Source organism: Devosia sp. (genome assembly GCF_025809055.1).
Lineage (GTDB): Bacteria > Pseudomonadota > Alphaproteobacteria > Rhizobiales > Devosiaceae > Devosia.
Genome location: NZ_CP075529.1, coordinates 2,726,453 through 2,739,762 on the forward strand (window position 1 = coordinate 2,726,453; position 13,310 = coordinate 2,739,762).

The 13,310-nt window shown below is 62.7% G+C and carries 10 protein-coding genes; 8 read left to right on the forward strand and 2 right to left on the reverse strand.

What is annotated here, in order from left to right:
- Positions 1-13: 13 nt before the first annotated feature.
- Both KIT02_RS13415 and KIT02_RS13420 read right to left on the reverse strand, forming a co-directional pair.
- Positions 14-2,929 (reverse strand): FAD-binding and (Fe-S)-binding domain-containing protein, encoded by a 2,916-nt coding sequence (locus tag KIT02_RS13415; RefSeq protein ID WP_297578493.1) that lies wholly within the window; start codon positions 2,927-2,929, stop codon positions 14-16.
- Positions 2,930-2,946: 17 nt separating this feature from the next.
- The gene (locus tag KIT02_RS13420; protein ID WP_297578495.1) at positions 2,947-3,924 is read right to left on the reverse strand and encodes a LysR family transcriptional regulator; all 978 of its coding nucleotides are present in this window, start codon (positions 3,922-3,924) and stop codon (positions 2,947-2,949) included.
- 422 nt (positions 3,925-4,346) lie between these two features.
- On the opposite strand from KIT02_RS13420, the gene KIT02_RS13425 reads away from it, so the two are divergent.
- From KIT02_RS13425 to KIT02_RS13460, 8 genes are all read left to right on the forward strand, one after another.
- Positions 4,347-5,633, forward strand: coding sequence for an extracellular solute-binding protein (locus tag KIT02_RS13425; RefSeq protein ID WP_297578497.1), 1,287 nt, complete (start codon positions 4,347-4,349; stop codon positions 5,631-5,633).
- Positions 5,634-5,636: 3 nt separating this feature from the next.
- On the forward strand, positions 5,637-6,578 hold the full coding sequence (locus KIT02_RS13430) for a sugar ABC transporter permease (protein WP_297578499.1): 942 nt from the start codon (positions 5,637-5,639) through the stop codon (positions 6,576-6,578).
- Between the two features lie 112 nt (positions 6,579-6,690).
- Positions 6,691-7,464: a carbohydrate ABC transporter permease gene (locus tag KIT02_RS13435; RefSeq protein WP_297585289.1), complete on the forward strand. Its 774-nt coding sequence runs from the start codon at positions 6,691-6,693 to the stop codon at positions 7,462-7,464.
- 4 nt (positions 7,465-7,468) lie between these two features.
- Positions 7,469-8,488, forward strand: a complete 1,020-nt coding sequence (locus KIT02_RS13440) for a Gfo/Idh/MocA family oxidoreductase (protein WP_297578501.1) — start codon at positions 7,469-7,471, stop codon at positions 8,486-8,488.
- The gene (locus KIT02_RS13445; RefSeq protein WP_297578503.1) at positions 8,485-9,564 is read left to right on the forward strand and encodes a Gfo/Idh/MocA family oxidoreductase; all 1,080 of its coding nucleotides are present in this window, start codon (positions 8,485-8,487) and stop codon (positions 9,562-9,564) included. Before KIT02_RS13440 ends, KIT02_RS13445 begins: the two co-directional genes overlap by 4 nt.
- 19 nt (positions 9,565-9,583) lie before the next feature.
- Positions 9,584-10,639, forward strand: a complete 1,056-nt coding sequence (gene ugpC / locus KIT02_RS13450) for a sn-glycerol-3-phosphate ABC transporter ATP-binding protein UgpC (RefSeq protein WP_297578504.1) — start codon at positions 9,584-9,586, stop codon at positions 10,637-10,639.
- 77 nt (positions 10,640-10,716) lie between these two features.
- Positions 10,717-12,117, forward strand: coding sequence for an L-serine ammonia-lyase (locus tag KIT02_RS13455; protein ID WP_297578506.1), 1,401 nt, complete (start codon positions 10,717-10,719; stop codon positions 12,115-12,117).
- Between the two features lie 117 nt (positions 12,118-12,234).
- Complete coding sequence (locus tag KIT02_RS13460) at positions 12,235-13,254, forward strand: LacI family DNA-binding transcriptional regulator (RefSeq protein WP_297578508.1); 1,020 nt, start codon at positions 12,235-12,237, stop codon at positions 13,252-13,254.
- The last annotated feature ends 56 nt before the right edge of the window (positions 13,255-13,310 follow it).

Below are 13,310 nucleotides of genomic sequence, written 5' to 3' on the forward strand. Positions count from 1 at the left end.
ACCCGGGGGTGGCCTAGCGGCTCGCCCACTCCAATAGGCTCGCCAGGCTCACGAAGGGCAGGCCGGCATGTTCGGTCAGCCCTGAGGCGCAGGTCGATACGGTGGAAACCCCCAGCGTGCAATCGGCGGGAATGTCGCCGCTGACGCGCCGTGTGGCATGGGCATTGAGTTCGGGCACGAACAGGCCCTTGTCTCCGGCATAACCGCAGCAGGTGATCGAGGACAGTACCGCGACCCGCTCGGCACAGGCTGCAGCAATGGCTTCGGTCATCGGCTGTTCGGCCAGGCGCTGGGCCGAGCAATTGTGGTGCACGGCCACGACCGGCAGTTTCTGCGTCAGGGTGAGCCTGGGCAGGACCTGGTTGAGGAGGAAATGCGGGGAATCCGCCACAACGGCGTCGCCCGGAAATTCCTTGAGGTGCTTGGCACAGGTCGACGCATCGGTCACCACTGGCAACTGCCCGGCATGGCTGAGGGCGGAGAGTTCCGCCTTGAGGGCGCCACCCACCGCGCTCGCCTGTTCGGGAAAGCCCTTGGACTGGAACGGCTGGCCGCAACATTGCCCGGTCAGTCCCTCGGGGATGATCACGTCAAACCCGGCGCGCTCCAGCAGCGCGACCATGGCATCGGGCGTCGACAGTAGGCCGTGTTCCGTCTTGGGCGCGCCGAACATGCGGCTCGGGCAGGCGGGAAAATAGACGACGCCCGGGCGTCCGCTCTGGGCGATGGGAACCGGAAATCCGGTCCGCCTCGGATCCTGGCGATTATCGCGCGGCCTGGGCGCGCCGGCACCGTGATGCAGGGCTCGTGACACGCGCGGGATGCGCTTGCCGGTCAGTCGCCGTGCCGTGTCGGTCATCGCCTCGACCGCCGGGGCGGGAATGATGTTGCGCGCCGCGTCGGCGACAGCCACGCCGCCGCGCATCATGGTCTCGACTGCGCCGCGATGGTCGGCCGCAAAGCGGGCGATGGCATGAGCTGTGTTGCCGCGCCGGCGGGCCCGCTCCCCCATGATCATCGTGCCGGTCTCGATGCCGACCGGGCAGCGTAGCGAGCAGAGATTGCAGGCCGCGCAGGTATCCATGCCGGCATATTGGAAATCCGCCTCAAACCGGGCTAGCCGGTCGGGGTCTTCGCCCGAAGCCCGCATCCGCGCCCGTTCCCGGGTGACGGCAATGCGTTGGCGCGGCGTCAGCGTCATGTGGTGGCTGGGGCAGGCCGGTTCGCAGAACCCGCATTCGATGCACAGGTCCACCAGCTCGTCGGCCAGCGGCATGACCTTGAGATTTTTGACATGCACCTTGGCGTCGTCATTGAGCAGGACGCCGGGATTGAGAAGGTTCTCGGGATCGAAAATGGCCTTGATCCGGCGCATAATCTGATAGGCCTTGGCGCCCCATTCGGCCTCGACAAAGGCGGCGATGGCCCGGCCCGTGCCGTGTTCGGCCTTCAGCGAGCCGCCATAACGCACCGAGACAAGGTCCGAGAGCGCCCGGGAAAACGCGTCGAATTTCTCGGCCGTACCCGGCAGGGAGAAATCGTCGCTCATCTGGAAATGCAGGTTGCCGGCCAGGGCGTGCCCGAAAATGATCGCGTCATGATAGCCGTGGTCATCGAGCAATTGGCGCATATCGACCACGAAAGCCGCAAGCTGCTCGATCGGCGCCGCCACGTCCTCGGTCAGCATGGCCGTACCCTTGGGCCGGGCAGCCCCGCCCGAGGCGAAAAAGCCCTTGCGAATGTCCCACAGGGCGTGGTTGCGCTGCGCGTCGGTGGAAAAATCGATATGGGTGGCGCCGTGCCGCGCCAGGAGCTCGATCGCCTTGTGCGTTTCGCTGTCCAGTGTGGCCGCATCGGGGGCGGTCACGTCGATCAGCACGGCCGGCGAGGTATCGGTGAGCCAGGGCAGAAGGGGCGCCATGGGAGCCAGGTGTTCCACCGTCGCCAGCGCCCGTCGCTCGATATATTCGGCCGCCGTGACCCCGGTGGTCACCTGGATGCCGCCATTGGCCATTTCGATGATGGCCCGGCCCGCCGATTGCGGATCTGGGAAAGGCACCAGGGCGGTGGCCTTGTGCGGGTGCTCGGGGACAGTGTTGTAGGTCACCTCGGAGACGAAACCGAGAGTGCCTTCCGAGCCGACCATGAGGTGAATGAGGATATCGAGCGGGTCGTGATAGTCGACCAGCGCATTGAGCGAATATCCCACCGTGTTCTTGATGCGGTATTTCTTGCGGATCAGCGCAACGAGGTCTGCATCGGCCATGACCTCATGATGCAGGCGGTGCAGTTCGGCCAGCATTGGACCATGGCTGCCGCGAAAGGCATCCCGGCTCGCCGCATCGCCCGAATCGAGCATGGTGCCGTCGGCCAGAACGATCCGCAGCCGCGCCATGGTGTGATAGGTGTTCTGCGCCACCCCGCAGCACATGCCCGACGAATTGTTGTTGACCACACCGCCGATCTTGCAGGTGGCCTGGCTGGCCGGATCGGGCCCGATCTTTCGGTCGAACGGTTTGAGGGCCTTGTTGGCTTCGGCAACGATGATGGCGGGGCCCAGCGTGATCTGTTCGGCGCCCTCGACTATGTCGAGCTTGCGCCAGCCATCGCCCAAGACAGCCAGCACCCCGTCGGTAACGGCCTGTCCGGAGAGCGAGGTGCCGGCCGCCCGGAAGGTGACGGGCAGGCCCTCGGCGCGCGCGGCCGTGAAGACGGCACGCACCTCATCTTCGGAATTGACGAAGACCACCACCGCCGGGATCAGCCGGTAGGAACTGGCATCCCCGCTCCAGGCATAGGTCATCAGCGGGTCGGTATGGATCGCCCCGCGCACCTGCCCTTTGAGGCGCTTGGCGACGCGTTCACCGGCGGCGAGGCGGTCTGGGCTTGGGGCGTGGGGCTGCTGGGAAAAGTCTTGGGCGTGCTGCATCCGTGCAGTCTAACATGTTAGTTCTGGTCCGGGGAGATGGAGTCTGGACCGCCGGAACCGGTTTGCACATTCGCCTGCCAGGGCGGCAGGGCGCCATGACAGGCGCGCGAAATTCGGCCGATCAGTTCCTCGACCCGCTCCTCGCCGCGCCTTTTCTTGAGCACATAGATGCCGGTGACTGCGCGCCGGGGCTCATCGCGCTGCTGGACTTCGAACAGGCCGCGACGGGCAAAGTCGTCCCGCATGACATGGGTGTGGACCAGCACGGCGCCTGTCGCCAGCGCATAGTCCACGCAGGCCGCCAGCGAATTGGTTCGGAAGGCGACATTGGTGCGGTCAAACACCGTTTCCACCCGGGTTCGCCGCCGCGCCGGATCGAAGAACCGTTCATGCCGGCTTTCGGCCAGCGAACTGATGACGATGGGGTGGGTGTCGATCTCCGCCAGACCCTGCGGCCCCTGCAACAGGGGATGCCCGTCGCGGACAAAGAACGCATTATAGACGCGGGTCAGGGGAATGAAATCGGTGCCGATGGCTCCGCTCAACCCGTCGATCTCATGGGCCAGGAACATCGAAATGTCGCCCGACAGCATCTGGTCCATCAGGCGAAGCTGGTTGCCCAGGCTGATCTGTACCGGCGCGCGCGGAAACTCGCGCTGATAGGCCACCACCATGTCGCGCAGGAACATGGTCCACCACGAATAGCCCGAACCGATGGAGAGACCGCGCTCGGTGCCCCGTTTCTGGTCGGCGATCGCATTGAGGGTATTGTCGTACAAGCGCTGCATCAGCCGCGCATTCTCATAGAGCGTCTCGCCATAGCGCGTGAGTTGCACCCCCCGCGACGAGCGATCGAACAGCGTCGCCCCGACGCTTTGCTCGAGCTTCTGCATGTTGAAGCTCAGGGTTGGCTGGGTGATGAACAGGGCGGTTGCCGCGCCGCTGAAGGAGCCGGCATCGGCCACGGCGAGGAACTGGGTCAGCAGCTTGTCCAAGTCAAAATCCTCCGGCGCAGAAACTCGACCATAGATTTTTTCTATAATAATCGCGAAATTTCGTAATTTTCCTAGACCTGATTTTGCGCCAGTCTTTGTGAAGACGCAAAACGGGTCCGCAAGGAGAACGGGTCTTGCCGCGATCGCCACGACGGCACTAGGCTGTCACCGCAAGGGGCGGTTTCGTATGGCGGTCGAACTTCCATACAAGTTTGTTGCCGCGAAGGCATCTTGTATGGTAAGGCCGTAACTGGCTGGTTATTACGGATCGGATGTTCCGGTTCAAAAATGAGCAGAACCGGTGTTTGCTGAAGCAAATTCCGGCGGTTCATGGAGTAACCAGTTAGTGATTTAGCGACGGGGAGGTCGCTAAGGACAGAATTCGGTCCCGGTGGGGCCGCACTGATCATGGGAGGAAAGACATGACAATTCGACTTGGACGCCGTCAGTTCCTGATGGGCTCTTCTGCACTGCTCGCCGCTGGCGCTGCAGGCATCAATCCGGCCTGGGCCCAGAGCGCCCTGCGCCTCATCTTCTGGGGTGGTCAGGCCCGTGCCGACCGCACCTATGCCGTCACCGACCTCTATGAAGGCGCTGGCAATCCGGGCATCGAAGGTGAATTCCTGGCCTGGAACGACTACTGGCCCAAGCTTGCGACCCAGACCGCCGGCGGCACTGCCCCCGACATCATCCAGATGGATTACCGCTACATCGTCGAATATGCGACGCGTAACGCCATCGCCCCGCTCGACGACTTTGTCGGCGGCGCCCTCAATCTGGGCGAATTCGATGCCGACCAGCTCGAAGGCGGCAAGGTCGACGGCAAGCTCTATGGTATCTCGCTGGGCGCCAACTCGGTGGCCACCCTCGTCAACAAGGCGGCTTTCGAAGCCATCGGCGAAGCAACCCCGGACAATTCCTGGACCTATGCCGATCTCGAACGCCTCGGCGAGGCCTTCAATTCTGCCGGCAACGGCATGAAGGTGTTCTCCGATGGTTCGGGCACCGAACCCATGCTGGACAACTGGCTCCGCCAGCGCGGCAAGGCGCTCTATACCGCCGACGGCAAGCTCGGCTTTGATGCCGACGATGCGGTGGAATGGTTCACCATGTGGAACGGCTTCCGCGACAAGGGCTATATCGTCGATGCCGAAACCCAGGCTCTCGATACCGGCACGCCCGAATCGAGCATGGTCGCGACCAAGAAGGCGGCGATGATGCCGTCGACCTCCAACCAATTGGTGATCCACCAGTCGATCAATGATGATGAACTGACCATCGCATCCTATCCGCGCATTGCGCCGGGTGTGGGTGGCGGTCACTACCGCAAGCCGTCCATGTTCTTCTCGGTGGGTGGTGCTTCGGGCGATCCGGAAGCTGCGGCAGCCTTCATCAACTACTTCGTCACCGATCCGGAAGCGGGCAAGATCCTCGGCGTCGAGCGCGGCATTCCGTGCAATTCGGCCGTGCGTGAAGCCATCACCCCGACCCTCGACGAGCAGAGCCAGATCGCTCTGAACTTCGTGGCCAATCTGGGTGATCTCGTGGGCGCCCTGCCCCCGTCGCCGCCGGCCGCAGCTGGTGAAATCGACCTCAACCTGCTCCGCGTCATCAGCCAGGAAGTGGCCTTTGGTGCCCGTTCCGCTGAAGATGCCGGCAAGGCCTTCGTCGACGACGCAACTGCAATCCTGGCTCGGGCGAACGCATAACAAATGACTGTGCATGCGGCAGAAGCGGCTCCGCAAGACGCCGCATCAGGCACATCGAAATGGTCGAGGGCGTGGCAAAACCACGCCCCCGGCTATCTCTTCCTGTTGCCTTGGTTCATCGGGTTTTTCGGCCTCACCATCGGGCCGATCATTTCCTCGCTCTATCTCAGTTTTACTGACTTTGACCTCCTGACCTCGCCGGACTGGGTCGGCCTGGCCAATTACCAGCGCATGTTCACCAATGACCGCGCTTTCGCCCAGTCCATGCAGGTGACATTCACCTTCGTGCTGTTTTCGGTGCCTCTCAAGCTGGCCTTCGCGCTGGCCATCGCCATCCTGCTCAATCGGGGCATGAAGGGGCTGCCGCTGTATCGCGCCATGTTCTATCTGCCCAGCCTGCTGGGAGCCTCGGTGGCCATTGCCATCCTGTGGCGCCAGATCTTTGCCGGCGACGGCCTGGTCAATCAGTTCCTGGCCAATTTCGGCATTGTCGGCCCGAGCTGGATTTCCAATCCGCGCTATTCGCTGTGGACCCTGATCATCCTGTCGGTCTGGCAGTTTGGTTCGCCCATGATCATCTTCCTGGCCGGCCTGCGCCAGATTCCGCAGGACATGTATGAGGCTGCCTCTCTCGATGGCGCCAGCAAATGGCGCCAGTTCTGGAAAATCACCCTGCCCCTGCTGACCCCGGTGGTGTTCTTCAACGCCATCATCCAGACGATCGAGGCCTTCAAGAGCTTTACGCCGGCCTTCATCATCTCCAACGGTACGGGCTCGCCGATCAATTCGACGCTGTTCTACACGCTCTATCTCTACAACGAGGCGTTCAGCTATTTCCGCATGGGCTATGCATCGGCCCTGGCCTGGTTCCTGCTGTTCCTGATTGCGTGCTTCACGGCCTTCTCCTTCCTCACCAGCAAGTATTGGGTGCATTATGACGACTGATGCACACAAATTGACCGTTGTGACCGGGTCCGAGAACGACCCGGCCGCCCGCCTGCGCAAGCGCATCTTCTCTGTGCTGGCTCACGCGGTACTGATCGCCGCCTCGATCCTGATGCTCTATCCCCTGCTCTGGCTGCTGGCGGCATCGTTCAAGCCGGAAAACGAAATCTTCATGTCCGGCATCTGGCCGAGCCTGAGCTGGGACATCGAATCTTACTTCCGTGGCTGGAACGCCATGCGGGTCAGCTTCTCGGTGTTCTTCATGAACTCCTTCGTCATTGCCTTCCTCTGCGTGGTGGGCAATCTGATCGCCTGCTCCATGGCGGCCTACGCCTTTGCGCGCCTGCAGTTCAAGGGCCGCAATTTCTGGTTCGCCATGATGCTGATGACGCTGATGCTGCCCGGCCAGGTGACGCTGATTCCGCAATATGTGCTGTTCCGCGACCTGGGCTGGGTCAACACCATCTTGCCGCTCGTCGTGCCGAAATTCCTGGCCGTCGACGCCTTCTTCGTCTTCCTCATGGTGCAGTTCTTCCGCGGCATTCCGCGTGAACTCGATGAGGCCGCGATGATGGACGGGGCCGGTGCCTGGCGCATCTACTGGAAGATCATGCTGCCCCTGTCCATCCCGGTGCTGGTGACGGCGGCGATCTTTACCTTCATCTGGACCTGGGACGACTTTTTCGGGCCCCTGATCTATCTCAACCGCATGCAGGACTATACCGTCATGCTGGGCCTGCGGACCTTCGTGGACTCCACTGGCGAAAGTGACTTTGGCGGACTGTTCGCCATGAGTGTCCTGTCGATTGTGCCGATCTTTGTCTTCTTCCTTCTGTTCCAGCGCTTGCTCATCGAGGGCATCGCAACCACCGGTATGAAACGTTAGCTCTATGTCCGATATCAAGTTTGCCGCCATCGGCATCAACCACGCCCACATCTATGGCCAGGTTGAATGCCTCAAGCGTGCCGGCGCGCAGTTCGTTGCCTTCCACGCCGTCGAGGATGATCTCGCCAAGACCTTTGGCGAGCGCTTTCCGGAAGCCCGGCGGGTCTCCGATCCAGCGGCGATTCTGGAAGATGACGCCATCCAGGTCGTCGTCACCGCCGCCATTCCCGGTGACCGGGCCGATATCTGCCTGGCCGCCATGCGGCACGGCAAGGACGTTTTGACCGACAAGCCGGGCATGACCACCTTTGCCCAGCTCGAGGAAATCAGAAAAGTCCAGAAGGAAACCGGCCGCATCTTCTCGGTGCTCTATTCGGAGCATTTCGAGGTTCCGGCTGCCGTTGAGGCCGGCAATCTCATCGCCAAGGGTGCCATCGGGCAGGTGGTCAACACGGTTGGCCTGGGTCCGCACTCGCTCCGCCTGAACAATCGGCCGGACTGGTTCTTCACCCGCAAGCGCTATGGCGGCATCCTCTGCGATATTGCCAGCCACCAGTTCGAGCAGTTTCTGTTCTTTTCCGGCGCCATGGATGGCGAAGTGGTTTCCGCCAACGTTGCCAATCGCGGCCATCCCGACCGGCCTGGCCTGCAGGATGTCGGCGATGCCCATGTGCGCACCGCTTCGTCCTCCGGTTATATCCGCGTCGATTGGTTCACGCCTGAGGGCCTGCCAACCTGGGGCGATGGGCGGCTCACAATTTTGGGCACCGAGGGCTATATCGAGCTGCGCAAATATGTCGACATCGCCGGCCGGCCCGGCAAGGACCACCTGTTCCTCGTCGACAAGAAAGGCGTCCAGCATTTCGACTGCACCAATGTCGAACTGCCGTTCGGCCGTCAATTCCTCGAGGATGTGCGCAATCGTACCGAGACGGCCATGCCCCAGGAGCGGTGCTACAATGCCATGAAGCTGGCCCTCACCGCCCAGCAGATGGCCGAAGCCGGCACGGAGTGGGCGCAATGAGCCGCGTATTGAACGTTGCCGTCGTCGGCTGCGGCATCGGCCGCTCCCATATCGTTGAGGGCTACCTGCCCAATGCCGACAAGTTCAAGGTTGTCGCCCTGTGTGATCTCGATCAGCAGCGCCTCGACAAGATCGGCGATGAATTCGGCATCGAGCGCCGCATTCTCAATTTCGATGACCTGCTCACCATGGATGATGTCGATGTCATCGACGTCTGCACCCCCCCGGGCGCGCATTTCTTCATGGTCAAGGCAGCGCTCGAAGCCGGCAAGCATGTCGTCTGCGAGAAGCCGCTGGTCGGCTCCCTCAAGGATGTTGATGCGATCATGGAGGTCGAAAAGACCGCCACCGGCAAGCTCATGCCGGTCTTCCAGTACCGTTTCGGCAATGGCATCGAGCAGGCCAAGGCCATCATCGATGCCGGTCTGGCCGGCAAGCCATATTGCGGCACGGTGGAAACCATGTGGCGGCGCGAGGCGCCCTACTATGCTGTGCCCTGGCGCGGCAAGTGGAAGACCGAGCTGGGCGGCGTCCTCATGGGCCACGCCATCCATCCACATGATATCTTCACCTATCTCATGGGCGACATTGCCCGCGTCTTCGGCCGCGTCGCCACCAGGGTGAACCCGATCGAGGTAGAAGACACCATCTCCGCCTCGCTGGAGATGAAGTCGGGGGCCCTGGCCAGCCTGACGGCTACCCTGGGATCGGTCGACGAGATCACCCGCATCCGTCTGCAGTTCGAAAACGTCACCTTCGAGAGCGATCACGCGCCCTATAATCCGGGCAAGGAACTCTGGAAAATCCTGCCGCGCAACGACGCGGTCAAGGCTAGCATCGACGCCTTGCTGGCCGACTGGAAAGACGTCCCCTCGCGGTTCCAGACGCAGATGGCCCGTTTCCACGACGCGGTGTTCGACAAGGCGCCCCTGCCGGTCAGCAGCGCTGACTCGCGCCGCGCATTGGAGCTGGTCACCGCCTTCTATCATTCCTCGTCCACCCACCAAGACGTCGCATTGCCGCTCGGCCCCGAAAACCCGCTCTATACGAGCTGGGTCCCGGCCGAGTTCCGGTAAGCAGCAGGAGACTTATCCCATGGCGACAAGCATTGAACTGCGGCAGCTCCTCAAGTCCTATGGCGACGTTCAGGTCATTCACGGCGTGGACCTGACCATCGAGCCGGGCGACTTCACCGTTTTTGTCGGACCCTCCGGGTGTGGCAAGTCGACCCTGCTGCGCATGATCGCGGGCCTCGAGCCCATCACCGGTGGCGACCTGCTCATCGACGGGCAGCGCATGAACGAAGTGCCGGCCGCCCGGCGCGGCATCGCCATGGTGTTCCAGTCCTATGCGCTCTATCCGCATATGTCGGTCTATCAGAACCTGGCCTTTGGCCTTGAAACGGCGCGCATGCCCAAGCCCGAGATCGAGCAGCGCGTGCAGCGTGCGGCCGAAATCCTCAAGATCGAGCCCCTGCTCAAGCGCAAGCCCAAGCAACTGTCCGGTGGCCAGCGCCAGCGTGTCGCCATCGGCCGCGCCATCGTGCGCGAGCCCAAGATCTTCCTCTTCGACGAGCCCTTGTCCAATCTCGACGCCGAACTGCGCGTGGCCATGCGCGTCGAAATCGCCAAGCTGCACAATGATCTGGGAAACACCATGATCTATGTGACCCACGACCAGGTCGAGGCCATGACCATGGCCGACAAGATCGTGGTGCTGCGCTCCGGAATCATCGAGCAGGCCGGCGCGCCGCTCGAACTCTACAACAATCCGCGCAATCTCTTCGTCGCCGGCTTTATCGGCTCGCCCAAGATGAACTTCCTCAACGCCAGCGTCGAGAACGGCGCCCTCAGGGCGGGCGGCGAAACGCTCTCGCTGGGGCGCGATGTGACCGGTGCGACGGTTCTGGGCATTCGGCCCGAACACATCACCATCAGCGCCGGTTCGGGCGTCAAGCTGGCCGAGGTGCAGGTGGACCTGGTCGAAAACCTCGGTGGGCAGACGGTGGTTTATGCCACCACCGCAGATGGTCAGGCGATGACAATCGTGCTGGAGGGGCAGCGCAAGGTGGACCTGCAATCGGCTCTGTCCATCTATGTCGATCCGGCCAATATTCACATCTTCGACGCCGAAGGGTTAGCAATACGCTAGCGTTTAGCCTCCAATCGGTCTGGCCTATCCGGCCCTGAACGGTCTAAGTTCGCCCTTTCGCGAGGAGGGGCGAGCCTGTGTTTCTGTCCGTTTTCGATCTGTTCAAGATCGGCATTGGTCCATCGAGTTCCCATACGATGGGCCCGATGTCCGCCGGCCTGCGCTTCCTCGATGAATTGCAGTCGGGCCTTCGGCCGCGCCCTTCGGGAACGCGGATCGCAGCGCTCAGGGTCAGCCTTCATGGCTCGCTGGCCTTTACCGGCATCGGCCACGGCTCGGATCGCGCGGTGATCCTCGGGCTGGCCGGTTTCAGCCCTCAGACCGTCGACCCGGACCGGATCGATGCCATCGTGGCGGCGGTCATGGCGGACAAGCAGGTAGAGCCCGACGGGCACCCGGCCTACCGGTTCGATCCCGCGCGAGATCTCGTGCTCGACAAGGCCAACCCCTTGCCGCTCCACGCCAATGGCATGACGTTCTCGGCCTATGATGGCGATGGGGCGTTCGTCCAAAGGGCCATCTACTATTCCATCGGCGGCGGCTTCGTGCTCTCCGAAGAGGAATTGCAGGAGGCCAGATCGGGCCGCGTGGCGCGGGACGGTGTCGATGTTCCTCATCCTTTCAACAGGGCCAGTGACTTGCTGGCGATGTGCAGCCAGACCGGTAAATCCATCGCCGCCCTGCAGCGGGCCAACGAACTTGTCCTGCGCGATCCGGTGACGCTGGATCGGGAACTGGATGCCCTCTGGGAGACCATGAATGCCTGCGTCGAGCGCGGCCTGTCCCAGGACGGCGTTATGCCCGGCGGTCTCAATGTCCGGCGCCGCGCCAGGGCCCTTCATACCGAACTGGAAGCCGATGCCCGGCGCAATGTCCACAATCCGCTGCACGTCACCGACTGGCTCTCGGTCTTTGCCATGGCCGTCAACGAGGAGAATGCCGGGGGCGGGCGGGTAGTGACGGCGCCGACCAATGGTGCGGCGGGCGTCATACCGGCCGTGCTGCGCTATTGGCGCCAGTTTCATGCCGAATCTGAGCCCCGTGATCATCGGGCATTTCTGCTGACGGCGGCCGCCATCGGCGGTCTGATTAAGCGCAACGCCTCGATTTCGGGAGCCGAAGTGGGTTGCCAGGGCGAGGTCGGATCGGCGTCTGCCATGGCTGCCGCCGGCCTGGCTGCGCTGATGGGCGGCACGCCCAACCAGATTGAAAACGCAGCAGAAATCGCGCTCGAACATCACCTGGGCATGACCTGCGATCCGGTCAAGGGCCTGGTTCAGGTGCCCTGTATCGAGCGCAATGCCTTTGGCGCCGTCAAGGCCGTGACGGCCGCCTCACTGGCCCTGCGCGGCGACGGCGCCCATTTCGTGCCCCTCGATGCCGCCATCGAGACCATGCGGCAGACGGGTCAGGACATGAGCGAGAAGTACAAGGAGACCAGCCTTGGCGGGCTGGCGGTCAATACAGTCGAGTGCTGATGCTAGCATTTGGGTAGCATTTGGATAGCATTTAGGGGTTTTTGGGGGCATTTGCGGCAACGGGCTTGATTTGTGCAAGATACGCAAATATTGCGTAAAGGGCACGAGGATCAAATCATGGCCACCAGCAGACGCCCCAGCCAGGCCGACATAGCCGAGCAGCTCGGTGTTTCCGTCAGCACGGTGTCGCGCGCTTTGGCCAATGAGATCGGCATCAGCGAAACGGTCCGCCGCGACGTGCAGCGTGTGGCGCGCATGATGGGCTATCGCAGCAAACACATGCGCCATGCCGCCAATCCCGACAAGCGGGCCCTGGCGCTGGTGCCGCTCAACAGCGCCATCGGCAATCTGGCGAGCTTTTATCACGGTATTGTCGAGGGTATGCGGGCGCAGGCTGCAGAGGCCGGGCTGGCGCTGGACGTGCGGCTGGTCAATGAAGATCTCGTGACCGTGGATTTCGTGCGGCGCCACGTCGCCAAAACCGATGTGGGCGGCGTCATCCTGGCCGGTATCGACCCGGACGAGGCCATGACAAGTTGGGCCGAGGAGGCCGGCATTGCCCTGGTCCTGGCCAATGGCAGCGACACCCATATGCGCCTCAGCAGCGTTGCGCCGGCCAATTTCTACGGCGCCTATATGGCGACCAAGCACCTGCTCGACAACGGTCACCGCAAGATCCTGCACTACACCTATCATCACCGCCCCACCATCCGGCAGCGCCGGCGTGGGTTTGAGGCGGCGATTGCAGATTGCCCCGGCGCCGAAGGCACGGTGGTGATCTCCAACGAGAATTCCAGCCGCCAGCTTCTCCTCGATCTGGTGGCCGGAAAGTACGATGTCTCGGCCGTGTTCTGCTGGAATGACTCGGTGGCGGTGACGATGATCGACACGCTGCTGGGGCCGGATTCTCCCATGCCGCCGGGGTTTTCGCTGGTCGGGTTTGATGACCTGCCCATAGCCGGGATGGCCTCGCCCCGGCTCAGCACCGTGCGGGTGGACCGCGAGGCGATCGGCCGCGGCGTCATTCGCCTGATGGCGACCAAGCTCGATGGCGAGATGGCTCCATTGCAGCTCGAAGTGGGCCTGACGCTGGTCGAGGGCGAGACCGTGCATCGCTGGGAACAGGCCCAGAGCTGAGCGCTGTAGCGTGGCAGTCGGCGCCCCGCAGCACATTTTTCTTCCAGGACTTTTGC